Genomic DNA, 26762 nt, shown 5'->3' on the forward strand with positions numbered 1-26762 from the left:
TCCGGATGAGCGTGCTGCCGAGCCCGATCCCGCACCCGCTCGACTACGCGCCCTGGGACGTTCCCGGCTGGATCTACGAGACCCTCGACTGGGTGATCGGCGTGCAGTGGCCGGAGGGCGACGAGCGGGCCGTCTGGGACGTCGCCGACAGGTGGTACGCGGTCGCGTCCGTCCTCGCCGGCCCGCGCACCGACGCCGCCGAGGCAGCCGCCGAGGTCCGCAGCGGGTACGGCGGTGTCGGTGCCGTCGATGCCGCTTTCCAGGCAGCCTGGCGAGGGCTCGCCGAGGGCGACAACGCGCCACTGCCCGTGCTGCTCGCGGTAAGCACCGACCTGGGCCGCCTCGTCGAGGAGTGCGGCTGCGACATCGAGGGCGCCAAACTCGAGGTCTGGATCGAACTGGGCATCCTCGTCGTCGAACTGCTCACAGTGGCCGTGGTGGCGGTGCTCACCGCCGGTGCCGCGTCCCCAGCCGCCGGAGCGGCTGTCACCGCCACCCGACTGCTGATCCAACAGATCTGCAAACGACTGTTGGGCCAGCTGGCCAGCAAATCCCTCAAACACGGGCTCAAGGAGGCCGGCGAGCGCGCGGCCAAGGAGGTCGCCAAGGGCGGCGTACGCGGGTTCGCCAAGCGCGCCACCCGGGAAGGGCTGGAGGAGGCGGCCGAGGAGGCCGGGATCAGCCTCGCCACCCAGGCGTACCAGAACTCGACAGGCCGGGCGCACGGCATCGACCTGGCCGACCTGAGCACATCGGCAGTCGGCGGTCTCGCCGGTGGCGTGGTGGCGCCAGTGGCCGGATTGGGTCGGCACGCGAACGGCCGCGTGGCGCGGGTCGGCGAGCACCTGGGTCGGGAGATGACCGGCGAGATGTTCGCCGAGACCGCCGCGAGCATCGCCACCGGGCAGGGCCCGATTTCGGCAGAGGACGCGGTACGGGCCGCCGCGTCCGGAGTCACCGGCTCGGTGACCGGGCAGGTCGACCACGCGTTGCAGGCGCGAGTCCAGGCACAGTCCGATGCCTTGGCCGGCGCGTCCTTCACCGGCCCCTCCCTGCCGCCCGACTTCCCGGTCACCGCTGCGGCGGGCGTTTCCGTGCAGGCGGGGGTGGGCGTTGCGGGCCCACCGGCGTCGGCGGCGCTCGATTATGCGACGCCGCTGCTTGCCGAGCCGTCGACGTACTCGACCGCCGACGGCGCCGACCTGCCGCAGCCCAGCTCGTCGGACCCCAGCCGGCCGTCAGCGTCCACAACGGGCGTTCCCTCTGTGGTGGAGGACGGGTCAGCGGTGCTGCCGTCCGAGGCGGTCGTGCCTGCCCAGGGCGGTCCGGCCGCTCCCGAGCGTCCGATCGCGGCCGACCCCACGCTCTCCTCGGCCGGCTCGGCCGCTCCGGTTGGCTCGGCCGGTCTGGTCGATTCAGCCGGTCCGGCTGGTTCGGCCGGTTTGGTTGGCTCGGATCCGCAGCTTTCGTCGGTGGCCGTGGACGCCACGCTTCAGGGCAGCCCGACCGGCCAGTCGCACACCGCTACCCAGGGAGCGCTCGCCTCGGGCGGCAACGCCCCGACCGTATTGCCCTCGTCGGCCGGCGCGCCCGCCGCGACGGGCACCCTGGGGCCGCCGTTCACCCAAGCTGCCGTCACCTCGCCGGCTCCTGCCGCGCCGGTTGTCCCCCCGTCGGTTGCCGCCCCGCAGCCCTTCGGCCCGGTGGTGTCGCCGTCCCCGGTCACCGGCCCGGCGGTCGGGGCGCCGAACGGTGCCTTCGCCCACGGCGTGGTTGCGGCGGGACGCAGCACGGTCACTGGCCCGGCGGCCCAGCCCGCCCCGGCAAATGCCCCGTGGGTCCTCGCGCCGGCCGCCCATCCGGCCCGTGGCCGGGCGTCGGTCCGCGCCGACGTGGCGGCGTTCGGCGATCCGCCGGTGCCCGCGCGGGAGAGCCACGACTGGTACGCCGCCCGATGGACAGCCGAGGCGGAAGCCGCCGAACGACGGCGCTACCAGAGGTACTACGAGTCACAGCGGGCCGCGTTCGAGAACACCCGTCGACAGGCCGAGGCCGGCCGACTTCGCCTCCGGGCCGCGGAACACGACCGCAGGGCCATCGAGTACGCCACCTACGCCCGACAGTTGCACCAGACCGGTCATCGGCAGTGGTCCGACGGCTGGCAGCGGGCCGCCAACGACGAGGCCCGCGCGTACGCCGAATGTCGTGACCTGGCCGAGGCGGTGCTGGCCGGCGCGCGGGCGCCCGAGGTCGTGGACCTCACCGACGGCGCGTTCCACCAGGCCAACAAGGATCTCGGCTCGCTCACCCTCGGCGCGGTGGAGACCACTGGCAGGTCCGCGCTCACCGGCGATGACGTGCCCCCGCCGATCGACGACTCCCGGCCGTACGGGCAGCCCGGAGGGCTACGTCCTCCACTGGCCCTGCACCAGGTCGACGTCGAACGGCAGATGCCCCGTGAGCGGGATGGCACCGTCATCCGTACCGCCGACCCCCGCCGGGGCGGCTGGTTCCGTCTGCTGAACGACGGCGGCCCCCGCGCCGACGCCACACGGGGCATCAACTGCCTGGACTGCACCCTTTCGCTGTTCGAGACGTGGGTGCACGGGCGGCCCCGGGTGTCGGCGCCACGGACCTTCGACGGCTACCTCGGCGGCGACATCCGACGCCCGATCCGCGGGGAGGCTGGCGGTCCTGGCCGGGTCGAAGACGTGACCGGTGGACGCTTCCAGCAGGTTCTCGCCCCGCCGCCCGGCCAGCGCTTGAACCCCGGGCAGGCGCGACAGGTCGCCGATCGGGCGTACGTCAATCTGCGTGACCAACTGCTGCTGGGCGGCCACGGTAGCTACGCGTTCCTGGTGACCGAATGGGCCAGCGGTGGCTCGCACGCCTGGGTGGCGCTCAACCAGAACGGCACGATCCTCTACCTCGACCCGCAGACCGGTGCCGTCCGGGACCGGCCGCTCTACCCAGACGTGATCGGCATCGACGCGCTCGTGCTGAGTGGGGACGGCCAGCCGATGCCGCTCGGCGGCCTGCCCCGGGGCCGGTTCAGCGAACGCCCCGACCTGCCGAACCACCCACCGGCGTACGACAACGGCAGCCACGGCGACCCCTACATCAACCGCATGTACCTGCTCCTGGACGGCCCCGGCTCAGGCCCGTTCCCGCAGGACGCCGTTGCCAGTTTTGGACGTGCCGGGGACGATCCTTCGACCGGCGGCCCGGCCCGGGCCATCGCCGCGGCGGGCAGCCTCGAAGACATCTTCGCGGCCGGAGTGAGTCCGCTCGAGTTCGCCACGGAGATCGACCCACCCACGCTGCGCCGGCTGGTACCGGAACTGGACGAGGCATCTGCCCGGGATGTGGTGCGACTGTTCGCCGACGACCGGGTCCGCGACATGCTCGACCAGGCGCGGAGAGAGCCGCCCGCGAACGAGCCGGATCTGGCCGAACACCTGGCCCGACAGCTGGTACGGCAACCGGACCTGGCGCGGATCATCCTGTCCACACCCGAACTCGCGAGCTCGCTGACCGCCCGCCCACTGACGCTCTATCACCTGGCCGGTCACCAGCAGGCCATCGACGTGCTCGCCGACGTGCTCGACGATGTCGCCCGGCAGGAGGCGGCAGGGCAGACCGCGTCCCGCCGCAAAGTGCCACAACCAGCGCCGACACCCCTCACGGACGAACAGTTGAGGATCAGCGCCAGCGTCGAGGTGCGTCGGGGACCGGTCGCGCAGGCAGCATTCGACGACGACCGACGCGGTGATGCGGCCTATCGGAGGCGCTACCTCGACGATCTTTATTCCGCGGCAGCCGAGGCGCAGGTCGATCTGAATCAGCTGGCGGTGTCCCTCGCCCATGTCGACGGCCGTCGCGTGGCGGAGCCGGGCTGGCGTTCGCAGCCCAAGGACCGGCGCAGGGCCGAAGACAAGGTGCACAGGCATCAGGGCGATGTGTCGAAGTTGCTCGACCTGGCGGCGGCGAAGGTCGAGTTCCGGTGTCTCGACGATCTCTACGCCGCGCTCGGCCGGATCCGCGACCACCCTGACGTCGAGATCGTCAGGTACAAGGACCGGTTCCTGTCTCCCGAGGACAGCGGCTACCGGGATGTGCAACTCGTACTCCGTACGCGGAACGGGCACCTCGCCGAGTTTCGCCTGCACCTGGCTGCGCTCGACGAGATTGCGGCCTGGGAGCATGCGCTCTATGAGGTCCGCCGTGATGTGGATGCCGTGGCCCGAGCCGAGGGTCGGGCTATGACGAGCCGTGAGGCAGCGATCGCAGACGGGATTCTCTGCCGTGAGCAACGGCTGTTCTGGGACGCTTTGCAATCGACCTACGAAGGAAACAATTGATGACCCAGATGCCAGGCTTGGTGCTCCCGTCCTACTACCTCTATCACCAGTCGCCGGTGAAGATCGTGGAGACGCCCGACGGTGGTGCCAGGGTGTGGCGGGTATCCATCGACACCGGTGGCTGGCAGGAGAAGAACGACCTCTTCACCGAGATAATTTTCGATATCGGAGGGGATGTCTTCCGCTGTAACGCGGAGGATTTCGTGCAGGAGGTCGAGGCTTTTCGAGCCCACTACCTCAAGGGGGAAGGCCCCATCTTCGCGCTCTACGAGACGGTGCGTTCGATCGAGAGCCTGGCAGACGCTGAGTCGCGTCGCGAGACGCCACGTGAGCAGGCGTTGATCCGGGGAATCCGGCAGCGGACGTTCGTGATGTTCGAGGAGCAGCTCCGCGCGGCCGGTGATCCCGGTGCGGACCCCTCCATAGCAGCTGCGGCGTAGCCCTCACACAGTGCCGAGGGCGAGCCGCAGAAATCCGCTGGCCCGGCTGGCCCGCCTGCTTGATCGACTCGGTTTCCTTGAAACCGGGGTATCCGAAGCCGCCGGACACCCCGATTTCCTGGAACCCGAGTGGATCAAGCCGCGCGCCGCGGACTCTGCGCGAGCCGCGAGCCGCGAGGCGCGAGGCGCGAGCCGCGAGGCGGGAGCCGTGCGCGCGCCCGCGCCGCGCTCTGCGCCCGGGCGCGTCGGTCAGCCTCGCGCCCGGGCCCACTCGGCGGCGTCGATGTCCGCAGGGTCGGAGCAGTGCCAAACCGGCAGCGTGGCACGTTGATGCTGCTGGTCGGTAAACCGTAACGCCGCACACATCTGGGCCGCTCTATGACCGGTGGTCAGGATGGCCCGGTAGTAGCCTGGCCGCGAACCCTACCCGGGGAGGAACGGTGAGGTGATCATGTCGGTGCGTCGACGCGCGGCACGGTTCGCGACGGTCTGTGGTCTGGTGGGCGGCCTGGTGATGCTCGGCGCGACGCCGGCGCTGGCTGCCGACGACTCGGTCCGCGTGGGGGCGGCCAGCAGCTTCGCCGCCGGGGGGTCGGCGCAGGGGGTGAACGTCGCGGTGCGCAAGCGCTCCGAGGGGTGCGTTCTGCTGCGTACCGCCCTGGGTCTGCGCCTTGAGGGTCTTGAGCCAGGCCAGGTGACCGTCCAGGTCAACGCGGGCGGGAGTTGGTTCCCGGTGCCTGTCTCCGGCGGTGGCGGCAGTGTGTCGACAGCGCAGACGTCGCCGGCGAAGCCGACCCTGTGCAAGGGCAAGGGCATCACCGTGCGGTACCGGGTTGCGTTCGCCGCCGGTGCTCCGGGCGGCCGGCTTGCTGTGACCGGTGTGGGTGTCAGCGCGGCGGGCCAGGAGCTGGGTCGGGGGTCCGACACGGCGAAGGTGGCAGGCGCGCGCGTTTCCGCGTCGCCCGCCCCGTCGAAGAAGCCGTCGCCCACCCCGAGCCCCACCGAGGCGACGACGCCCGCCGATCCGGTGACGCCGGCGGCGCTGGCCGCCGAGTCGGGTACCCCGAGCACGGTGGCGGCCGCTGCCGAGTCGTCAGGTGGCGGTTCGCTCGTGATGTTCTTCGGTATCGCGATGGTGGCGGTCGGGTTGCTGCTCATCGGACTGCTGTTCCGTCGCTCGCGGCAGGACCGGGCGCCGGCCGACGAGCCGGTTCCGCTGCCGGGCAACCCCGGCGGCACCACCTACCGGTCCGGGGGCGGCGCGCCGCCCACGCCGGGTCACCCAGGCGCTGTGTACGGGCAGCAGCAGCCGTCCGGCGGCTATGGCGCGGTGCCGTCGCCGCGGCCCGCCACAGGTGGGGTCTACGGTGCCCGACCTGCCGCGCCGACGCCGGATGCGACGCCGCCGATGCCGGGTGCCGGAGGCGCTCCGGGTGTTGGGCCGCGCCCCGGCGACAGGCCTCCACCTGAGGACGGGGGCGATCACACCGTGTTCATGCCTCGGCTCCCCGGCTGAGCGGGGCTGAACCGGCCCGCTCCGATACGCTCAGGTTTCGTTGGAAACCTGCGGCCAAGGAGCGGAACTCGTGTCGGATCTGTCCCAGATCGTGAAGGCGTACGACGTCCGAGGGACGGTGCCGGACCAGTGGGACGAAAGGGTCGCCGAGGCGCTCGGTGCCGCGTTCACCCAGCTGCTCAACACCACTGACGAGCCGGGCGACGCCGTGGTCGTCGGGTACGACATGCGGGCCAGTTCGCCCGGGTTGGCCGCCGCGTTCGCCGCCGGGGTCCGGGCCGAGGGGCGCTCGGTGATCGAGATCGGGTTGGCGTCCACCGACCTGCTCTACTTCGCCTCCGGCTCCCTGGACCTGCCTGGCGCGATGTTCACGGCCAGTCACAACCCGGCGCAGTACAACGGCATCAAGATGTGCCGTTCCGGTGCCCGGCCGATCGGCCAGGACAGCGGGCTGGCGCAGATCCGGGACCGGGCGCAGGCGCTGCTGGATTCGGGCTCGTCGCGTCCGGTGGGTGAGCCGACCCGGCCGGCCGAACGGCGTGACCTGCTCCCGGACTACGCCGCGTACCTGCGCAAGCTTGTTGATCTTTCCGGGATCCGGCCGTTGAAGGTAGTGGTGGACGCCGGCAACGGGATGGGCGGCTTCACCGTTCCCACTGTGCTGGGCGACGCCGCCCTGTCGGCCCTGCCGTTGGAGATCGTGCCGCTCTACTTCGAGTTGGACGGCACCTTCCCCAACCACGAGGCGAACCCGCTGGATCCGGCGAACCTGGTCGATCTCCAGCGGGCTGTGGTCGAGCACCGGGCAGACATCGGGTTGGCCTTCGACGGCGACGCCGACAGGTGCTTCGTGGTGGACGAGCGGGGTGAGCCGGTCTCGCCGTCGGCGATCACCGCTCTTGTCGCTGCCCGCGAGTTGGCCAAGCACCCGGGGTCCACGGTGATCCACGGTCTGATCACGTCCAGCGCCGTCGCGGAGATCATCCGCGAGCACGGCGGTGAGCCGGTGGTCGCCAGGGTGGGGCACTCCTTCATCAAGGCGGAGATGGCACGGACCAACGCCGTCTTCGGTGGCGAACACTCGGCGCACTACTACTTCCGGGACTTCTGGTTCGCCGACACCGGGATGCTCGCCGCGATGCACACCTTGGCCGCGCTCGGTGAGCAGCCGTTGCCGCTGTCCGTACTGGCCGGGGAGTACGAGCGCTACATCGCCTCCGGCGAGATCAACTCGACGGTGGCCGACCAGGCCGCGGCGGTGGCCGAGGTCCGTGCCGCGTACCCGGAGGCGACGGCCGACGAGATGGACGGTCTGACGTTGCGTTTCCCCGACGGCGCCTGGTTCAACCTGCGCGCCTCCAACACCGAGCCGTTGCTGCGGCTCAATGTCGAGGCGCCCACCCGCGAGCGGATGGTCTCGCTCCGGGACGACGTGCTCGACCGCGTTCGCCGATAAGATCGCCTGCGCCGGTCGGCACCGCCGCCGGTGACCCCGCACTCGTGGAAGGAGCCAGCCATGGCCCTGGATCCGCAGTTGCTTGAGATCCTCGCCTGCCCGGACACGCACCACGCCCCGCTCACCTACGATGCCGAGGCGCAGACGTTGACCTGCACGGAGTGCGGCCGGATCTTCGAGGTCCGCGACGACGTACCGGTGCTGCTGCTCGACGAGGCACGTGGCGGTCCGGGGCAGCCCTCATGATCGACGGTACGGCCGGGGTCAGTGGGCGTCGTGACGCCGACGAGGCCCTGCTCGACAACCCGGACGCGCTCGCCGAACACGACCCGGGCGGCATGCTGCGGCACACCGCGTCGGCGGGTGCCCAGGTCCGGGAGAGCGCGGCGTTGGCGGCCGAGGCGAACCTCGCGGTGCTTGCCGACGACGGGCGGCCACGAGCCGTCGTCGTCGCCGGTATCGGCACCGCCGGACGGACCGGTGACGTGCTGGCCACGGTGGCCGGGCCACGCTGCCCGGTCCCGATCATCGGGCACCGCAGCGCAGGCGTACCCGGTTGGGTGGGCGCCGCCGACGTGGTGATCGCGGTGAGCGCGTCGGGTCGCAGCCCGGAGGCGCTGGGTGCGGCCGAGGCCGCGCACCGGCGGGGCGCGCGGCTGGTGGCGGTGGGTGCCCCGGATTCGCAGTTGCAGTCGGTGGCCGAGCGGGCCCGTGCGCCGTTCATTCCGGTGCCCCGGCGCGCTCCGGCGCGGGCGAGTCTCTGGGCGTTGACGGTGCCGGTGCTGCTCGCCGCCCGCTCACTCGGGCTGGTGAAGGTCAACGAGGCGGACCTGGCGGAGACCGCGGCCCGGCTCGACGCGGACGCGGACCGCTGCCGCTCGGCCGCGGAGTCGTTCGTCAACCCTGCGAAGTCGCTGGCGTTGGGCCTGGCGGGCTCGATCCCGATCGTCTGGGGTTCGTCTCCACTGGCTACCGTGGCGGCCCGCCGGTTCGGTGACACCCTGTCGGCGAACGCCCGCTACCCGGTGGTCACCGGGGCGCTCGGCGAGGCCGGTCGGGGACGGGTCGGCCTGCTCGACGGCGTCTTCGGCGGTCTGGCCGAGGGCGAGCGGGACATCTTCGCCGACCCGGCGGAGGACGACGACGGCGATGGCACCCGGCTGCGGCTGGTGCTGCTGCGCGACGGCGGGCTCAATGCCGAGGACGACACCGACGAGCCCCTCGCGGTCGAGGAGCGACGCGCCGACGCGGTGCAGACCCTCGCGGAGCGCCGCGGTGTGCGCTGCGACGTGGTGACGGCCGAGGGCGGATCGGCGTTGGAGCGACTAGCGTCACTGATCGCCGTACCGGATTTCGCATCGATATATCTTGCTCTGGCACACGGTCTTGACCCGATGGCCGTTCCGGCCATCACCGAGATGAAGGAGCTGTCGAACCAGTGAACGTACGTAGGGCGACTCGCGCCGCCGCGACGCGGTGCGGAGTGGTGGCGTGAGCGCGAACGGCGGGACGAAGGCGATCATCGCCGCCCTGCTGGCCAACGTCGGCATCGCCGTCACCAAGTTCGTCGCGTTCCTGTTGACCGGCTCGTCGTCGATGCTCGCCGAGTCGATCCACTCGGTCGCGGACTCGGGCAACCAGGGCCTGCTGCTGCTCGGCGGCAAGCGGGCCCGGCGGGCCGCCACCCCGGAGCACCCGTTCGGGTACGGCCGGGAGCGCTACATCTACGCGTTCATCGTGTCGATCGTGCTGTTCAGCCTCGGTGGCCTGTTCGCGCTCTACGAGGCGTACCACAAGTGGGCGGATCCGCACGGCATCACGGCGTGGCAGTGGGTGCCCGTCACCGTGCTGCTGGCGGCCATCCTCATGGAATCGTTCTCCTTCCGGACGGCCATCAAGGAGTCCAACCTCACCCGGGGTAAGCAGTCCTGGGTGCGTTTCATCAGGCGCTCCAAGGCGCCCGAGCTGCCGGTGGTGCTCCTGGAGGACTTCGGCGCGCTTGTCGGTCTGGTGTTCGCGCTCTTCGGCGTGTCGATGACGCTGATCACCGGCAACGGTCGGTGGGATGCGGCAGGCACCGCGATGATCGGCATCCTGCTTGTGGTCATCGCCGTCGTGCTCGCCATCGAGACCAAGAGTCTGCTGCTCGGTGAGGGTGCCGAACAGCAGGATGTGGTCGCCATCGAGCGGGCGATCACCGACGGCCCCGAGGTGGAGCGGATCATCCACATGAAGACGCTCTACCTCGGCCCGGAGGAGCTGATGGTGGCTGCGAAGATCGGCGTACCGACCTGGGAGAGCGCTCCCGAGCTGGCCCGCGGCATAAACGCCGTGGAGGCGCGGATCCGCGTCGCGGTGCCGATCGCCCGGGTGATCTACCTGGAGCCGGACATCTACAGCGTGGCCGCCGCCGAGGCGGGCACCGGCGCCGCCGCGGACACCGCCGTACCGCAGTCGCAGGATGCGTCGGGCGAGGCGGCCGGGCGACCCGGGGTCTGACAGGTGGAACCGCTGTACGGACCGATCCGCGACTACGCCTGGGGTTCCCGCACGGCCATCGCGACGCTTCAGGGGCGGCCGGTGCCGAGCACCGGCCCGGAGGCGGAGCTGTGGCTGGGTGCCCACCCGGGTGCTCCGGCCAGTGTGGAGCGGGCCGGCCTGCGGGCGAGCCTGTGCGACCTGGTACGTGACGAGCCGGACAGGTGGTTGGGTCAGCGGGTGTCGGCCCGGTTCGGCACCCGGCTGCCGTTCCTGCTCAAGGTGCTCGCCGCCGACGCCCCGTTGAGCCTGCAAGCCCACCCGGACGCCGAGCAGGCCCGGGTTGGCTTCGCGGCTGAGGCGGGCCGTCCCGAGGGGGAGCGCAACTACTCCGACCCGCACCACAAGCCGGAGTTGCTGGTGGCGCTCACCCCCTTCGAGGCGTTGTGCGGTTTCCGGCCCCCGGAGGAGTCCGCCGAGGCGCTCGCTGCGTTCGGCGTACCGGCGTTGGCGCCTGTGGTCGAGGCGTTGCGTGCCGGGCCGGAGGGTCTGCGCACGGCGGTGCGGACGCTGCTCGGCTGGCCGCTCGCGGAGCGCGACGGGCTGCTGCGTTCGGTGCTGGCGGCGTCGGTCGACGGGCCGGACGCCGACCTGGCCCGCCGGCTTGCGGAGGCCTATCCGAGTGACCCGGGCGTGCTCGTGGCGCTGCTGCTGCACCACCTGCGCCTGGTGCCGGGGGAGGCGATCTGGATGCCCGCCGGCAACCTGCACGCCTACCTGAACGGCTGCGGGGTGGAGATCATGGCGGCCAGCGACAACGTGCTGCGCGGTGGCCTGACCCCGAAGCGGGTGGACGTCGACGAGTTGCTGCGCGTGCTGCGGTTCGAGGTGCTCCACGACCCGGTGCGCGCGCCCGAGCCGGTGGGCCCCGGGGTGGACTGGTGGCCGGTGCCGGTGGACGACTTCGCGCTGCACCGGGTACGGGTCGGTGCCACGGTGCCGGAGGTGACGCTGCCGCTGCCCGGTCCCCGTGTGGTGCTGTGCGGTGCGGGCTCGGTCACGGTGGACGACGGGGCGGGTGCGGTGACGCTCGTGTCCGGCCAGGCGGCGATCGGCACTGCGGCCGGGGAGCCGCTGCGGGTCAGTGGCGAGGGTGAGGCGTACGTGGCGACGTCGGGGCTGCGCTGAGCTCTGCCGTTCGCCACAAGTCCGACTTTTCCGGAATGGCTTGACGCTGCCCAGCCGGAGTGTGACTCTATGGGTACGCAGCGTTATCGCGACGACGGTCCGACAACGTGCGGGGAACCAAACCGGGGGGATGCACGGGGCGGGCGGAAGTGGGCGGCAGGTCTGTCCATCACCGACCGCCCCGTGCGCTGTCCGCAGACCGTCCCCCGGGCGACCGGCGCCGGCGCGCGTAAGGTGGAGGGTCGGCGTAGACATCGTTCGACAGGAGCATTCATGACCAGCACCCTCCCGGCGTCCGCCAGCGGCGCGCCGACCGAGGCCCGGCCGAGCACGCTCGCCGATGGCGACTTCAAGGTGGCGGATCTGTCGCTCGCCGAGTTCGGGCGTAAGGAGATCCAGCTCGCCGAGCACGAGATGCCCGGCCTGATGGCGATCCGTCGGGAGTTCGCCGAGGCGCAGCCGCTCGCCGGCGCACGGATCACCGGCTCGCTGCACATGACCATCCAGACCGCCGTCCTGATCGAGACGCTTGTCGCGCTCGGCGCGCAGGTCCGCTGGGCGTCCTGCAACATCTTCTCCACCCAGGACCACGCCGCCGCGGCGATCGTCGTCGGCCCCGACGGCACCCCCGAGGCCCCCGCCGGCGTTCCGGTGTACGCCTGGAAGGGCGAGACGCTGCCGGAGTACTGGTGGTGCACCGAGCAGGTGCTCGCCTGGCCCGACGGGCAGGGCCCGAACATGATCCTCGACGACGGCGGCGACGCCACGCTGCTCGTGCACAAGGGCGCCGAGTTCGAGAAGGCCGGTGCCGTGCCGCCGGTCGAGTCCGCCGACTCCGAGGAGTACGCGGTCATCCTCGAACTGCTGCACCGTTCGCTGGGCGAGGACAACCAGCGCTGGACCCGGATCGCGTCCGGCATCAAGGGCGTCACCGAGGAGACCACCACCGGCGTGCACCGGCTCTACGAGATGCACCGCGCCGGCACTCTGCTCTTCCCGGCCATCAACGTCAACGACTCGGTCACCAAGAGCAAGTTCGACAACAAGTACGGCTGCCGGCACTCGCTCATCGACGGCATCAACCGGGCCACCGACGTGCTGATCGGCGGCAAGATGGCAGTCGTCATGGGTTACGGCGACGTGGGCAAGGGCTGCGCCGAGTCGCTGCGTGGCCAGGGCGCCCGGGTCGTGGTGACCGAGGTCGACCCGATCTGCGCACTCCAGGCGGCGATGGACGGCTACCAGGTCGCGACCCTGGACGACGTTGTCGAGCAGGCCGACATCTTCATCACCGCCACCGGCTGCTTCGACGTCATCACCAACGAGCACATGGCCCGGATGAAGCACCAGGCCATCGTCGGCAACATCGGCCACTTCGACAACGAGATCGACATGGCCGGCCTGGCCAAGCGCTCCGACGTCGAGCGGATCAACATCAAGCCGCAGGTCGACCTGTGGCGGTTCGCCGACGGGCACGCCATCATCGTGCTCTCCGAGGGACGCCTGCTCAACCTGGGCAACGCCACCGGCCACCCGAGCTTCGTCATGTCGAACTCGTTCGCCAACCAGACGATCGCCCAGATCGAGCTGTTCACCAAGACCGACGACTACCCGATCGGCGTCTACGTGCTGCCCAAGCACCTGGACGAGAAGGTGGCCCGTCTGCACCTGGGCGCGCTCGGCGCCAAGCTGAGCACGCTGACCAAGGAGCAGGCCGCGTACCTGGGTGTCTCCCAGGAGGGCCCGTTCAAGCCGGACCACTACCGCTACTGATCGACACCAGGTCCGGGTCGGCTGCCACTGGCAGCCGGCCCGGTTCGTCGTTTCCGTACCCGATCAGCCGGGCCTGGAGTTGCGGCGGGTGGGGCGGAACCAGGTCCAGACGCACCAGGCCAGCCAGCCGAGCGACACGGCGGTGGCGAGCGCCCGCTGGCGTAGCGCGCTGAGCAGCAGCACCACGGCCAGCACCGCCAGCCACGGCAGGAAAGCCTTCACGGCGGGATCCTCCCACAGTCGGCCGAAGGCAACCGTCATCCGGTTGTCCGGCGACCAGAACAGCGTCCGGATCGCGACAGCGCCGACCGGCCGGGAACAGCGGTGGCGCTGGACGGTGTTCACGGGGGATCATGGTGGCAGCCGGACCGGGATTCATCCGGGTGCCGGCCCCGAATCCCGTGGCGCCGCCGCCGCGGGATCGCGGTGTGTATGCGTCGGCGGCACCATCCGTGCCGGGTGACGCCGGTCCCACCGATCTGAACGGGGATGCAATATTAATCCCATGAGAGCCCGGGTACTGGTGGTCGACGACGACCCCGCGCTCGCCGAGATGCTCGGCATCGTGCTGCGCAGCGAGGGTTTCCTGCCATCGTTCGTGGCCGACGGAGAGCGGGCATTGGCGGCGTTTCGCGACAGTCGACCCGACATCGTCCTTCTCGACCTGATGTTGCCCGGAATGAGTGGTATCGACGTGGCGCGGTCGATCCGGGCCGAGTCGGGCGTGCCGATCGTCATGCTGACCGCCAAGAGCGACACCGTGGATGTGGTCCTCGGCCTGGAGTCCGGCGCCGACGACTACGTGGTGAAGCCGTTCAAGCCCAAGGAGCTGGTGGCCCGGATGCGGGCCCGGCTGCGTCGGGGCGAGGACGTGGCGCCGGAGATGCTTACCATCGGGCCGCCCGGCAACCAGATCACCATCGACGTGCCCGCCCACACGGTCAGCCGCAACGACGAGGAGGTGAAGCTGACTCCGCTGGAGTTCGACCTGCTTGTCGCACTCGCCCGAAAGCCGCGTCAGGTCTTCACCCGCGAGGTGCTGTTGGAACAGGTGTGGGGCTACCGGCACGCGGCCGACACCCGGCTGGTCAACGTGCACGTCCAGCGGCTGCGGGCCAAGATCGAGCCGGACCCGGAGCGGCCGGAAATCATCCTCACCGTGCGGGGCGTGGGCTACAAGGCGGGGACCGGATAGCCTGGTCACACTGTGTCGACCTCCCCGCCCCCGCAGACCACGGATTCCCCCCGGCCCCACGCTGGCCGGGTCCTGTGGCATGAGTTGAGTGGCCGGGTCGGCCGGTTGGCGGCCCGGGTGCACCAGACCTGGCGCCGCTCACTCCAGGTGCGGGTGGTGACCATCACGCTCGTCGCGTCCAGCCTGCTGGTCGGCGGTTTCGCGTACCTGATCGCTGACAAGATCACCACGATCCTGCTCGACAACGCCCGCACCGACGTCCGGCAGCGGGTGAACAGTGGCGCCAGCTATGCCGCCAGGCAGGTCTCCCTCTATGGCCAGCCCCAGGAGGCGCAGCTCCAGGAGACGATCGACAACACCGTCAACTACCTGGCCGGCGGCGACCCACAGCAGACCAGCGGGGTGGTGGTGGCCATCACCGCCGCCGACTACCCGACAATCATCCAGACCCGCACCGCGCCGGCGGCGAACGTCCAGCCGCTGATCAGCGACGAGTTGCGGGCCGCGGTCGCCAGCGGCCAGGTGGCAAGCCAGATCCGCACCGGGCGGCTCACCGGCGAACCGACCAAATACCTTGTGTACGGCTCGCCGGTGCCGACCCGCTTCGGCCAGATCGAGCTCTACTACCTCGTGCCGCTGACCCGGCAGGACGCCACCGCTGCCGACGCGCGAGCCACAGTCGTCGGCACCGGCATCGCCCTGGTGGTCCTGCTCGGGCTGCTCGCCGCGCTCGTCACCCGGCTGGTGGTCAACCCGGTCCGGGTCGCCGCGCGTACCGCCCAGCGGCTCTCCGCAGGCCTGCTCGACCAGCGGATGGTGGTCAACGGCGAGGACGACCTCGCCCTGCTCGCCGCCTCGTTCAACCAGATGGCGACAAACCTGCAACGGCAGATCCTGCGCCTGGAGGAGATGTCGCGATTGCAGCGCCGGTTCACCTCCGACGTGTCGCACGAGCTGCGTACCCCGTTGACCACGGTCCGGATGGCCGCCGACCTGATTTTCGCCGAGCGCGACGAGTTCGACCCGGCGGTGGCCCGCAGCGCCGAGCTGCTCCAGGCCGAGCTGGACCGCTTCGAGGAGCTGCTCACCGACCTGCTGGAGATCAGCCGGTTCGACGCGGGTTTCGCCATGCTGGACGCCGAACCCACCGACCTGGTGCCTGTGGTGCACCGGGTGGTCGATCGGCTGGCCGGTCTGGCCGAGCGGGTGGGCGTACCCATCGAGCTGGATCTGCCGGGCACCCCGGTGATCGCCGAGGTCGACCCGCGCCGCGTCGAGCGGGTGTTGCGCAACCTGGTCGGCAATGCCGTCGAGCACGGTGAGGCCCGGCCGGTGCTGATCACCCTGGGCATCGACGACACCGCAGTGGCGATCACCGTACGTGATCATGGGGTGGGGCTGAAGCTGGGCGAGGAGAAGCTGGTGTTCAACCGGTTCTGGCGGGCGGACCCGTCCCGGGCCCGGCAGACCGGAGGCACCGGGCTGGGCCTGTCGATCAGCCTGGAGGACGCCCGCCTGCACGGCGGTTGGCTGGAGGCGTGGGGCGCGCCCGGGCAGGGCGCCCAGTTCCGGCTCACGCTGCCGGCCCGTGCCGGTGACCGGCTGACGACTTCACCGCTGCGCCTGGTGCCCGCCGACGCGGCATTGCCGTTCGGTGGTCCTCGCGACGGCGGTCCGCTGGCCATCGAGGCCGGCACGGGCGGAGTGCTGACTGTCGGCCCGGTGCCTGCTGGGGACGAGCAGCCGGCTGAGGTGCGGTCGTGAGGGTCCGGCCGCTGCTCGGCGCGTTCAGCGCGGCGCTGATGCTCAGCGCCGGGTGCGGCATCCCGACGGAGTCCGACGTGCGGGTGGACGGCAAGGCTGGCACCGCGACCGAGGCCGGGTCGGTGAACGGTCGGCGCAGCGAGCCGCCCTCGCGTACGGCGAGCGGCAGCGACAACGAGGCGTTCGTGCGTAACTTCCTGTCCGCTGCCGCGGGCGAGCCGGACCGGGCCTACGAACGTGTCACGCAGTTTCTCGCCCCCGAGCACAAGTCCCGCCTCCAGGTGAAGAAGGGCAGCGAGGTCGCGCTGACAGTGGTCCGGCTGGGGGAGTCGGTCTTCACCCTCAACAGCGACTCGACCACCACCGTCAAGATCGCCGTGCAGCAGATCGGCGTACTCCGGACCAACGGCACCCTGGCGCCGCCGGTGGCGACCGAGACGGAGTACGAGTTCCGGCTGCGCAGCGCGGCGCTCGGCGGCACCGACAGTGACGAGCGCGCCGGCCTGTACGTCCTGGATCCGCCGAACGTCCTGCTGCTCAGCGACGTGGCGCTCCAGCAGTACTACCAGGACGAGTCGATCTACTTCTGGAGTTCCGACCGCACCCGGCTGGTGCCCGACCAGCGCTACCTGCCACTGGCGGTGCCCGACGAGCGCCGGGTCAACGAGGTGGTGAAGTGGCTGGTCGGCGGCCCGTCGGAATGGCTGCGCCAGGGCGTCGTCGGGCTGCCCGACGGCACCGAATTGATCAACAATGCCACCGGCGCGAACGGCCGCTGGGAGGTCAACCTGGACATGTCCGGTGACGACCAGAACCGGGTCGACCAACTGATCACCCAGCTCGCCTGGTCGCTTGGCGACCTGCCGGGCGAGTTGGAGTTGAAGATCCGTAACAACTCCCAGCCCGTGCAGAACCTGAGCGACCGCCGGATCGCCCAGCCGCTCTACCCGGTGACGGAGGGCCCGCAGCGGTTCGGCGTCTACGAGGGCGCCATCCGTCCGCTCGACTTCGTCGGCGAACTCAGCGGCCAGGTCCCGTTGGCGGGCGGGGTCAATCGCAACGTCGTCTCCGCAGGCCTCGCCCGGGCCGCCAACAACCGGATCCTCGCCGCGATGGTGGTGACAGGCGGCAAGGACCGGCAGCGGCTCGCGGTGGGCGCCGGCGCCGTGCCGGTGGAGATCGTCAACCGCAGCGCCACGGAGTACGCCTCGATCAGCCGCCCGGTCTGGCTGCGCACTGTCGACTCCCGCTCCGCGCAGGGCCTTGTGGTGGCCGACGGCCGCCTCTACCGCTTCGACGAGGCCGCCCGAATGTTCGAGGTGCCGCTCAACCTGCCCTCGGCCGGGGTGACCGCCGTGGCCGCCGCGCTGGACGGGCAGCGGATCGCGTTGATCGCCGAGGGTCGGCTCTATGTGGCGGCGGTCAACCTGGACGGTGCGGGCAGCAGCGTGTCCATCGGTCCGCCTCGGGCGCTGGTGACCTCGCTGAGCGGCCTGACGGCGGTGGACTGGATCGGGGAGGATCGGCTGGTGGTGGCCGGGTCGGCGGGCCAGCCGGCGATCTACGAGATCAGCGTGGACGGCGCCGTGCAGACCCCGCTGCGTACCGACGTTGGCGCCAAGGTCACCCACCTGGCGGCGTACCCCACGAACCGCAGTGTGCGCGTGCCCAGCGGGGCGTACATGTACGAGGCGAACAAGGTGGCCTACCGCAGCAGCCCGTTCGAGCGGATCGAGCCCGACCGTGTGCGCGACATCGTCGCGCCGCCGGCCGGCGTACGCCCGAGCAACCCGTCCGCCCCGTTCTTCCTCTACTGACGCCGTGCGCGGGCTCTGGGCGGACCTCGCCGACCTGGTCCTGCCCGCCGACTGCGCGGGTTGCCGGGAGCGCCACCCGGGAATGCGGCACGGGGTCTGCCCCGCCTGCGTGACGGCTCTGGCCGCCCTGCGCCCCCGGTCGGTGCGGCCGACTCCCGCCCCGCCCGGCCTGCCGCCCTGCGCAGCCCTCGGCCCGTACGCCGGCCCGCTGCGCGAGGCTTTGCTGGCGTACAAGGAACACGGCCGGCACGGGCTGGCCCGCCCGCTCGGCGCGCTACTCGCCGAGGTGGTCGCGGCTGCGGTCGGCGAGGTCCGGCCGATTGCGCTGGTGCCGGTTCCGGACACCGCGGCGGCGGCCCGGGCCCGCTTTGGCGACCACCTGGACCGGTTGGCCCGGCACTGCGCGGCGCGGCTGAGTCACTGTGGCTGGCCGGTACGGGTGCACCGGCCGCTGCGCGCGATGCCCCGGCCCGACTCGGTGACGCTTGACAGCGCGGGCCGGGCGGCGGCGGCCGAGGCGGCGTTCCGTCCCCGGGCCGGGGTGGCGCGCGGCGGCATGCCTGGCGACGTACCCGTCGTGGTGTTGCTCGACGACATCGTCACCACAGGTGTCACCCTCGCCGCGGCGGCCCGGGTGTTGGCGACGGCCGGGTGGGCGCCCACTGTCGCCGCGGTGCTCGCCGCGACCGAGAAAAGACACCATTTGTAACCGACAGTGTTTCCGTTTCACCTGTTGGTGTATGGGCTGCGGAAATTCCTTGGTGGTGTTGGCAACATGGGGTGACTGCCGGGCAAACAAGAGTTAGCGTTTCGTTGTCGGGGGTAGGAAGGTCGGTCCATCCCGCCCCCGGCGGTGAGAGGAGGCGTAGCCGTATTGACCGGTCGACGCCAGCGGGTCTCCCCACGGCGTGCGACCGGGAAACCGGATCGAAGACGGCCGAAATCAAGGGAGGTCGCATGGACATCGTGGTCAAGGGCCGCAACGTCGAAGTGCCGGACCATTACCGGGTGCACGTAGCCGAGAAACTCGCAAAGGTCGAACGCTACGACCATAAACTTATTCGCATCGATGTCGAGCTGTTCCACGAGCGCAATCCGCGCCAGGCCGACCACTGCCAGCGGGTGGAGATCACCTGCGTTTCGCGAGGCCCGGTGATCCGGGCCGAGGCCTGCACGAACGACTTCTACAGCGCGCTCGACGCCGCCATCGCGAAGCTCGACACCCGCCTGCGCCGCGCGGCCGACCGCCGCCGCGTACACCGGGGTCGGCACGCGCCGATCTCTGTCGCCGCCGCCACCGCAGGCCTGCCGGTCGCGGACCTGGTGGCCGCCCCGCTGAGCGCGCCGGGTGACGGTGCCCGTGCCGGCACCGCCGTCGTCGAGCGGGTCGAGGAGGAGCACGACGACCAGCAGCCGTGGCACATCGCCCGGGAGAAGGTGCACCCGGCGGAGCCGATGACTATCGACGACGCGCTGTTCGAGATGGAACTTGTCGGCCACGACTTCTACCTGTTCCAGGACAAGGAATCCGGCCGCCCCAGCGTCGTCTACCGACGGCACGCCTACGACTACGGCATCATCTCCCTCGCCACCGACCAGTAACCAGCAATGATCATGGAGTTGTGGTGGGCGTGTTTCCCCACCACAACTCCATGATCAGTCAGCGCAGCTCGTCCGGCAGCAGCGCGCAGGTCAGGTCGTCCAGACGGGTGCCGGCCAGTCCGGGCAGACGACCCCGTTGCAGTGCCTCGCGCTGGAACCCGACCCGCTCCAACACCCGGTGCGAGGCGGTGTTCTCCGGCACCGTGCCGGCGGTCAGCCGCGCCATGCCGGCCCGCCCGAACGCCCAACCGGCGAGCAGCCGCACCGCCCGCGTGGCGTACCCCCGGCCACGCCAGCCCGGCAGCAGCGCGTAGCCGATCGACCCCTCACCGCTGCCCACGTCCGAATACGACAGCCCGCAACTGCCCGCCGGCTCCCCGGTGGCCACGTCGGTGATCAGCAGCCGGGCGATGTCGCCGGTCAGCCAGGCGCTCTCCGCCGTCGCGCAGCGCCGCTCGATCGACTCCCGCGCCGGCGGCACCGGCGGCGCCTGGTTCGCCACCACCTCCGGCCGGCTGTGCAGCCGGTACATCAGCTCCGCGTCGTCCGGCCCGAGCCGGCGCAGCGCCACCACCTGATCGGTGAGCACACCGTCGGGCAGGTCGGGCAGCAGGCGGGCAGTCGGGCCGGGCGGGTCCTCGGCGAGGCGTACCCATGCCAGCAGGTCGTGCCGACCGCCGTCCCGGGACCGGCCGGCGGACCGACGCAGGCCCTCGTACCGGTAGCCGGCGGCCAGCGCGACCCGCTGGCTGGGCGCATTCTCCGGCTCGGTCAGCAGTTCCAGCCGGATCGCTCCGGCGGCGAACGCGTGCTCGCTCAACGCGCGGGTGGCGGCAGTGGCCACCCCGCGCCCGCGCGCCGACGGCCGTACCCAGTAGCCGATCTCGACCTGGCCACGGTCGGGCACCGGATAGTTCAGGCCGACCCCGCCGAGCAGCCGGTCGGTGGCCGGGTCCGCGATGGCGTACGCGGTGCCGCCACCGGTCCAGGCCGCGGGCGCGCCCGCCTCGATCCACCAACGGGCGTCGACCTCGGTGTACGGCGCCGGCAGGCTCGTGACGAACCGCTGGCTGAGCGGGTCCGCGCAGCCGTCGACCACGTCCGCGATGTCGTCGGCCCGGAACTGCCGCAGCCGCAGCCCGTACGCCTCGACGACCTTCTCTCCTGTCACGCCAGGTCCTCGGCGAGCAGCGCGCCCACCCAGGCGTCGACCCGTTCACCCCGGTGCGACACTCCGCCACGGGCGATCCCCTCGAACCCGAAGCCCGCCTTCTCGGCGGCCCGGCGGGAGGCGTTGTTGCCCACGTTCGCCTTCCACTCGATCCGCGCCAGGCCCAGCGTGGTGAACCCCCAGGCGCTGAGCGCGAGCAGCGCGGCCGGCAGGTAACCCCGGCCACGGGCCGCCGGGGCGGTCATGAAGCCCACGTCGGCGAGCAGCGGATCAGCGGGGGAGAGGCGAAGGTCGAGCGAGCCGACGTACCTGTCGTCGGGGTCGGCGATGACGAAACAGGCGGCGTCCCCCCGAGCCCAGGCGGCCTGGCCGAAACCTTGATAGCCCTGTGCGTCGGCGCGCTGGTACGGGTCCGGGACCGTGGTCCAGCGAATGGTCTCCGGGTCCCGGCAGGTGAGCACCACGGCGTCCAGGTCCTGCTCCTCCATCGGCCGCAGCCGCAGCTCACCGGCCCCGGCCGTGGCGAAGAGGGTCGGCTGCGGGCGGCCGAACACGGCGGCCCGGCGGGCGACAAGGGTGCCGGGGCCGGCCGGTCCGGTGGACCCCGGCTCGGGCACCTCGCCGGGCAGCAGCGTGCCGATCCAGCCCTCCGGGCCGCCGCCGTCCGATGCCGACCCGGCCAGCCGCAGCCGGCCGTCGATCCGGAATCCGGCGCGGAGCGCGACAAGCCGGGAGGCGTGGTTGCCCACCTCGGCCTGCCAGATCAGCCGGCGCAGGCCGAGCGTCCCGAACGACCAGCGGGCCAGCGCCCGGGTGGCACGGACCATCACGTTCCGCCCGCGCGCCCAGGGTGCCGTCCAGTAGCCGACCTCGCCGGTGCCGTTGCCGTCGATGGAGATCAGCCCGCAGGAGCCGAGCAGTTCCCCGCTGGTCGGGTCGCAGACCGCGAACGGCGCCCCGGTGCCCTCCGCCCAGGCCCGTCCGCTGAGTTCCGTGACGAAGCTGCGCGCGTGCTCCCGCCGGTACGGCCGCGGCACAGTGGTCCAGCGCTGGATGTCGCGGTCCTGGCATGCGCGGTGCACCGCGTCGGCGTCCGCCTCCTGCCAGGGCCGCAGCAGCAACCCGTCCTCGATGATCTTCCGATCGCTCACTCGTGCATCGTGCCGGAACGTTCGCCGACGGCGTAACCGGATATCGTCCTGGCCGCACCTCGTGCGCGAGTTATGTCGGGTTCGGCGGGATGGACCGCCGCCACCAGTGACCATTGCGCCCGGGGAGCGCCTACGATGGTTCGAGACCGTCTAGGGGAGCGTTGATCCGTGTCGATTCTGGAAAAGGTCCTTCGCGCAGGCGAGGGCCGTATGGTGCGCCGGCTCAAGGCCATCGCCGCCGCCGTCAACTCGATCGAGGACGACTACGTCAACCTCACCGACGAGGAACTGGCCGGCATGACCGAACAGTTCCGGGAACGGCTGGCCGACGGCGAGACCCTCGACGACCTCCTGCCGGAGGCGTTCGCGGTGGCCCGCGAGGCGTCTGCCCGCGTGCTCGGCCAGCGACCGTACGACGTCCAGGTCATGGGCGGCGCGGCGCTGCACTTCGGCAACATCGCCGAGATGAAGACCGGTGAGGGCAAGACGCTGACCTCGGTCATGGCCGTCTACCTCAACGCGCTCTCCGGCGACGGCGTGCACGTGGTCACCGTCAACGACTACCTCGCCCAGCGCGACGCCGCCTGGATGGGTCGGGTGCACGAGTTCCTCGGCCTGACCGTCGGCGTGGTGCTTCCCAACCGTCCGGCCAGCGAGCACCGGGCCGCGTACGAGTGCGACATCACGTACGGCACCAACAACGAGTTCGGCTTCGACTACCTGCGCGACAACATGGCCTGGTCGCACGACGAGCTGGTCCAGCGCGGGCACAACTTCGCGGTGGTCGACGAGGTCGACTCGATCCTCATCGACGAGGCGCGTACCCCGCTGATCATCTCCGGCCCCGCCGAGCACTCGGCCCGCTGGTACGGCGAGTTCGCCGGAGTGGTGGCCCGGCTCCAGCCCGGCACCGACGGCGAGGGCGACTACGAGGTCGACTACTCCAAGCGCACCATCGCGGTGACCGAGCGCGGTGTCGCCAAGGTGGAGGACCGCCTCGGCATCGACAACCTGTACGAGTCGGTGAACACCCCGCTGGTCGGCTACCTCAACAACGCCATCAAGGCCAAGGAGCTCTACAAGCGCGACAAGGACTACATCGTCAACGACGGTGAGGTCCTGATCGTCGACGAGTTCACAGGTCGCATCCTGCACGGCCGTCGCTACAACGAGGGCATGCACCAGGCGATCGAGGCCAAGGAGGGGGTGGAGATCAAGCAGGAGAACCAGACCCTGGCCACCATCACCCTCCAGAACTACTTCCGCCTCTACAACAAGCTGTCCGGCATGACCGGTACGGCGCAGACCGAGGCCGGCGAGTTCAACAAGGTCTACAAGGTCGGCGTCGTGAGCATCCCGACCCACCGCCCGATGGTCCGTGAGGACCGGCCGGACGTCATCTACAAGACCGAAAAGGCCAAGTTCAACGCCGTCATCGAGGACATCGCCGAGCGGCACCAGATGGGCCAGCCCGTGCTCGTCGGCACCGTCTCGGTGGAAAACTCCGAGATCCTCTCCCAGTTGCTGCGCCGCCGGGGCATCCCGCACAACGTGCTCAACGCCAAGTTCCACGCCCGCGAGGCCGAGATCGTCGCCCAGGCCGGGCGTAAGGGCGCTGTCACAGTCGCCACAAACATGGCCGGTCGTGGCACCGACATCCTGCTCGGCGGCAACCCCGAGTTCCTCGCGGCCAACGAGCTGCGTCAGCGTGGCCTCGACCCGCTGGAGAACGAGGAGGAGTACGCCAAGGCGATGGAGGAGGTCCTTCCCACGTGGAAGCAGGCCTGCGACGCCGAGGCGGAGGAGGTCGCCGCCGCCGGTGGCCTCTACGTGCTGGGCACCGAGCGGCACGAGTCCCGACGGATCGACAACCAGCTGCGTGGTCGCGCCGGCCGGCAGGGTGACCCGGGCGAGTCCCGCTTCTACCTGTCGCTCCAGGACGAGCTGATGCGACGCTTCCGGGCCGGCGCTGTCGAGGCGGTGATGGAGCGCTTCAACATCCCCGAGGACGTGCCCATCGAGTCCAAGATGGTCACCCGCCAGATCAAGAGCGCCCAGGCCCAGATCGAGGGCCAGAACGCCGAGATCCGCAAGAACGTTCTCAAGTACGACGAGGTGCTCAACAAGCAGCGCCAGGTCGTCTACGCCGAGCGGCTGCGGGTGCTCAACGGCGAAGACCTGTCCGAGCAGGTCCGCAGCATGATCGACGAAACCGTCGAGGCGTACGTGCGCGGTGCCACCTCCGAGGGCTACGGCGAGGATTGGGACCTCGAGCAGCTCTGGTCCAGCCTCAAGCAGCTCTACCCCGTCGGCGTGACCATCGAGGAGATGGAGGAGGAGGCCGGCGGTTCCCGCTCCGGCATGGACGCCGACTTCCTGATCGCCCGACTCAAGGACGACGCGCACGCCGCGTACGACCGCCGCGAGGAGCAGCTCGGCGCCGAGGGGACGCGTCAGCTCGAGCGGATGGTCCTGCTCCAGGTGATCGACCGAAAGTGGCGCGAGCACCTGTACGAGATGGACTACCTGCAGGAGGGCATCAGCCTTCGGGCGTACGCCCAGCGTGACCCGGTGGTGGAATACCAGCGCGAGGGCTTCGACATGTTCGCCACCATGATGGATGGCATCAAGGAGGAGACCGTCGGCTTCCTCTACAACATGGAAGTCCAGGTCGCCGAGCCCGAGACCACCGAGGAGACCGAAGAGGTCAAGCTGCTCGACAAGCCGGTGGAGATCCGGGCCAAGGGCCTCGACCGGGCGCCACGGCGACAGGGCCTGCAATACTCCGCCCCGACCATCGACGGCGACGCCAGCCCCGGTGCGGTCGCCGTCGAGCAGGAAAGCCAGCAGGCGCCTGCCCTCGGCGTGGGCCGCCCGGCGCAGGGTGCCCCGGCGGCACCGGGCCGTACCGCCCCGTCCGCCCCACAGCGGCCGGGCTCCGGGCTGCGTGGGCCTGCGGTCCCGTCAGCCGGCGCCCGCCGGTCCGCCGCGAACCAGGCCGAGGCGAGCAACGGCCCGTCCCGCAACGCGCCGTGCCCCTGCGGCTCGGGCCGCAAGTACAAGCGCTGCCACGGCGCCCCCAACGGCGGCAACTGACCGAAAGCAAGCCCGACGGGCCCCAGCCACCAAGGCCGGGGCCCGTCGGCGTGCGTGCGCTGGTCGCGTGCGTGGGCGGATCGGCGTGCGTGCGCTGGTCGCGTGCGTGGGCGGATCGGCGGGCGTGGGCTGGTCGGCGTGTGCCCAGGCCGAGCCTCGCGCTGCGCCCGCCTCGCGCTGCGCCCGCCTCGCGCTGCGCCCTACGTCCGCGCCCTGCGTCCGCGCCGCGCCTCGCCCTCCGCGCCCGCGCTGCGCCTCCGCTCCCGCCCTGTGCCCAAGATCATCACGGCTTCCTTGAAATCGGGGTGTCCGCCTTTGGGTGATACCCCGATTTCAAGGAAGCCGAGTGGATCACACGCCCCAGTTCGGTGTCAGGGCCGGGCTGCCCTGTCGCCGCGAGGCATTTGACCCGGAAGGAGTATTTCGCTCTTTGTTGGTCGGGTGGGTTGTGCCGCAGCCCCTCATTGGTGGGCGGCATCGCAGGGGTGCGGCCTTCGCCCGAGGCGGGCCCTCGCCAGTGCGCGCACCTTGTTGGGTGCGGCCTTCGTGGGTGGCGTCGTAGGGTGCGGCCTTCGGCCGGGGCTGGCCCTCGCCAGTACACGCCTCTTCCGGGGGCGCGTACTCGTACCGGTGGGCGCGTCCGTGTCGGTGTCCACCTCTGTCTGGTGTGGCCCTTGCGGCCGCGCACCTGCGAGGCGCTGTCAGAGGACGTGGAGGGCAGTGCAGAGCCAGCGGCCCCGGCGGTGTTCCAGCCGCAGGGCGATAGCCCAGCTCTGACCACCCACGCCGGTGAGGACGGCGGCCCCCTCGACGGCGCCTTCCCGGGGCTCGCAGACGCGTACGCGGAGCAGGCGCACTGCCGCCCGTGCTGCCCGGCGGCGGTTCGACCCGGCCCGGTTGGTGGCGCGGGCCAGTTCGGTGAGCAGGTCACTTGCCTGACTGGGGTCGAGCAGTGGGCGTAGCTGTGCCGGCGACCGGTAGCCGTTGACCACCTCCAGGCAGGTGCCGACGAAGCGGTGCGCGGCCCGGGTCGCCTCGGGGGCTGTTGCGGGTGGCAGCGGGGCACCCGGATGGGTGTCGGGTCGGGTGGGCACCCGGCGCAGGGCCGTGCGACGCTCCGCCGGCCGGACCGGGTCCGGCCGGTTCGCGGCGAACAGATCGAGGGCGAGTTGGCCGTGGGTGGGCCAGTAGGCCTCGTCCGGGTACGGCGGGTCGATCGGCGGGACGGGACGCAGCCGCACTGGTGGTCGGGAGGAACCGGGTCGCCGCTCGGTCATGGCTGCTCCCTTGATCTTGCGTTTGCCTACGTTTGCCTCCGACAAGCTCGATTCTGAGCGATTGAACGGCCCCGGTCAATGGCGCGTTGAAGCAAAATGGCTACTCCGGGTCGCGGTCGACGAGGGGGTTGCCGCGTACCCAGTCGGCGGTTTCGGCGTACTTCTGGGCGATGTACTCCTCCAGCCGGGCGCGCTCGACCCGCCACTGCCCGCGTCCGCCGATCTTGATTGCCGGCAGTTCCCCGCTGCGAACCATGTGGTAGACCTGCGAGTCCGACACGTTCAGCTCGGCGGCCACGTCGGACAGCAGCAGGAACCTCGGCTCCACAATCACTCCCGGTCTTGATGTCGTTTGCCTCAGTTTGCCATCGACAGGCTCTGCCGCCCAGCACTGACCGGCCAATGAGGTGTGCCATCCTCCGGCGGACACACCGTCGGGAAACTTCCACCGACCGCGGGCGAGGTGTATGACGATCA

General features: G+C 71.0%; 20 protein-coding genes. 15 read left to right on the top strand and 5 right to left on the bottom strand.

Annotated features, from left to right (window positions below):
- Positions 1-5 precede the first annotated feature (5 nt).
- The 9 genes from ACPXB1_RS02565 (at position 6) to ahcY (ending at position 13212) form a co-directional block, all read left to right on the top strand.
- Positions 6-4361, top strand: coding sequence for a toxin glutamine deamidase domain-containing protein (locus tag ACPXB1_RS02565; RefSeq protein ID WP_425734736.1), 4356 nt, complete (start codon positions 6-8; stop codon positions 4359-4361).
- Positions 4361-4801: a hypothetical protein gene (locus tag ACPXB1_RS02570; protein WP_425734737.1), complete on the top strand. Its 441-nt coding sequence runs from the start codon at positions 4361-4363 to the stop codon at positions 4799-4801. The genes ACPXB1_RS02565 and ACPXB1_RS02570 overlap by 1 nt, the downstream gene beginning before the upstream one ends.
- A 451-nt stretch (positions 4802-5252) precedes the next feature.
- On the top strand, positions 5253-6317 hold the full coding sequence (locus tag ACPXB1_RS02575; RefSeq protein WP_425734773.1) for a hypothetical protein: 1065 nt from the start codon (positions 5253-5255) through the stop codon (positions 6315-6317).
- A gap of 70 nt (positions 6318-6387) precedes the next feature.
- Positions 6388-7773 (top strand): phosphomannomutase/phosphoglucomutase, encoded by a 1386-nt coding sequence (locus ACPXB1_RS02580; RefSeq protein WP_355597345.1) that lies wholly within the window; start codon positions 6388-6390, stop codon positions 7771-7773.
- 60 nt (positions 7774-7833) lie between these two features.
- On the top strand, positions 7834-8019 hold the full coding sequence (locus ACPXB1_RS02585; RefSeq protein WP_030490836.1) for a Trm112 family protein: 186 nt from the start codon (positions 7834-7836) through the stop codon (positions 8017-8019).
- Positions 8016-9215 (top strand): SIS domain-containing protein, encoded by a 1200-nt coding sequence (locus ACPXB1_RS02590; RefSeq protein ID WP_355597347.1) that lies wholly within the window; start codon positions 8016-8018, stop codon positions 9213-9215. The genes ACPXB1_RS02585 and ACPXB1_RS02590 overlap by 4 nt, the downstream gene beginning before the upstream one ends.
- A 49-nt stretch (positions 9216-9264) precedes the next feature.
- Positions 9265-10272: a cation diffusion facilitator family transporter gene (locus tag ACPXB1_RS02595; protein WP_355597349.1), complete on the top strand. Its 1008-nt coding sequence runs from the start codon at positions 9265-9267 to the stop codon at positions 10270-10272.
- Between the two features lie 3 nt (positions 10273-10275).
- Positions 10276-11439, top strand: coding sequence for a mannose-6-phosphate isomerase, class I (gene manA / locus ACPXB1_RS02600; protein ID WP_355597351.1), 1164 nt, complete (start codon positions 10276-10278; stop codon positions 11437-11439).
- A 273-nt stretch (positions 11440-11712) separates the two neighbouring features.
- Positions 11713-13212: an adenosylhomocysteinase gene (gene ahcY / locus ACPXB1_RS02605; protein ID WP_355597353.1), complete on the top strand. Its 1500-nt coding sequence runs from the start codon at positions 11713-11715 to the stop codon at positions 13210-13212.
- A gap of 63 nt (positions 13213-13275) precedes the next feature.
- On the opposite strand, the gene ACPXB1_RS02610 is transcribed toward ahcY, so the two are convergent.
- Positions 13276-13557 carry a hypothetical protein gene (locus tag ACPXB1_RS02610; protein WP_355629166.1) on the bottom strand — a complete coding sequence of 94 codons (282 nt, stop codon included), beginning with the start codon at positions 13555-13557 and terminating at the stop codon, positions 13276-13278.
- Positions 13558-13717: 160 nt separating this feature from the next.
- Between ACPXB1_RS02610 and mtrA the strand changes: the two genes are divergently transcribed.
- The 5 genes from mtrA to hpf all read left to right on the top strand — a co-directional run bounded on the left by mtrA (position 13718) and on the right by hpf (position 19590).
- On the top strand, positions 13718-14407 hold the full coding sequence (gene mtrA / locus ACPXB1_RS02615; RefSeq protein WP_007455837.1) for an MtrAB system response regulator MtrA: 690 nt from the start codon (positions 13718-13720) through the stop codon (positions 14405-14407).
- Positions 14408-14419: 12 nt separating this feature from the next.
- Positions 14420-16171, top strand: coding sequence for an MtrAB system histidine kinase MtrB (gene mtrB / locus ACPXB1_RS02620; RefSeq protein ID WP_425734738.1), 1752 nt, complete (start codon positions 14420-14422; stop codon positions 16169-16171).
- A gap of 38 nt (positions 16172-16209) precedes the next feature.
- On the top strand, positions 16210-17988 hold the full coding sequence (locus ACPXB1_RS02625; protein WP_355597375.1) for an LpqB family beta-propeller domain-containing protein: 1779 nt from the start codon (positions 16210-16212) through the stop codon (positions 17986-17988).
- A 4-nt stretch (positions 17989-17992) separates the two neighbouring features.
- Positions 17993-18697: a ComF family protein gene (locus ACPXB1_RS02630; RefSeq protein ID WP_355597359.1), complete on the top strand. Its 705-nt coding sequence runs from the start codon at positions 17993-17995 to the stop codon at positions 18695-18697.
- A 248-nt stretch (positions 18698-18945) separates the two neighbouring features.
- Entirely contained in the window at positions 18946-19590 is a 645-nt protein-coding gene (gene hpf / locus ACPXB1_RS02635) for a ribosome hibernation-promoting factor, HPF/YfiA family (protein WP_355597361.1), read from the top strand.
- Positions 19591-19648: 58 nt separating this feature from the next.
- On the opposite strand, the gene ACPXB1_RS02640 is transcribed toward hpf, so the two are convergent.
- Positions 19649-20761, bottom strand: a complete 1113-nt coding sequence (locus ACPXB1_RS02640) for a GNAT family N-acetyltransferase (protein ID WP_355597363.1) — start codon at positions 20759-20761, stop codon at positions 19649-19651.
- Positions 20758-21912: a GNAT family N-acetyltransferase gene (locus ACPXB1_RS02645; RefSeq protein ID WP_355597365.1), complete on the bottom strand. Its 1155-nt coding sequence runs from the start codon at positions 21910-21912 to the stop codon at positions 20758-20760. The genes ACPXB1_RS02640 and ACPXB1_RS02645 overlap by 4 nt, the downstream gene beginning before the upstream one ends.
- Before the next feature lie 168 nt (positions 21913-22080).
- Between ACPXB1_RS02645 and secA the strand changes: the two genes are divergently transcribed.
- Positions 22081-25008, top strand: coding sequence for a preprotein translocase subunit SecA (gene secA, locus ACPXB1_RS02650; protein ID WP_355597367.1), 2928 nt, complete (start codon positions 22081-22083; stop codon positions 25006-25008).
- A 701-nt stretch (positions 25009-25709) separates the two neighbouring features.
- Here the strand turns inward: secA and ACPXB1_RS02655 are convergent.
- On the bottom strand, positions 25710-26285 hold the full coding sequence (locus ACPXB1_RS02655; RefSeq protein WP_355629168.1) for an Rv3235 family protein: 576 nt from the start codon (positions 26283-26285) through the stop codon (positions 25710-25712).
- Positions 26286-26385: 100 nt separating this feature from the next.
- A complete protein-coding gene (locus ACPXB1_RS02660; RefSeq protein ID WP_355592477.1) occupies positions 26386-26616 on the bottom strand; it encodes a helix-turn-helix transcriptional regulator in 231 nt (76 codons plus the stop codon).
- Between the last annotated feature and the right edge of the window lie 146 nt (positions 26617-26762).

The organism is Micromonospora sp. DT68, from assembly GCF_049847245.1.
Classification (GTDB): domain Bacteria; phylum Actinomycetota; class Actinomycetes; order Mycobacteriales; family Micromonosporaceae; genus Micromonospora; species Micromonospora profundi.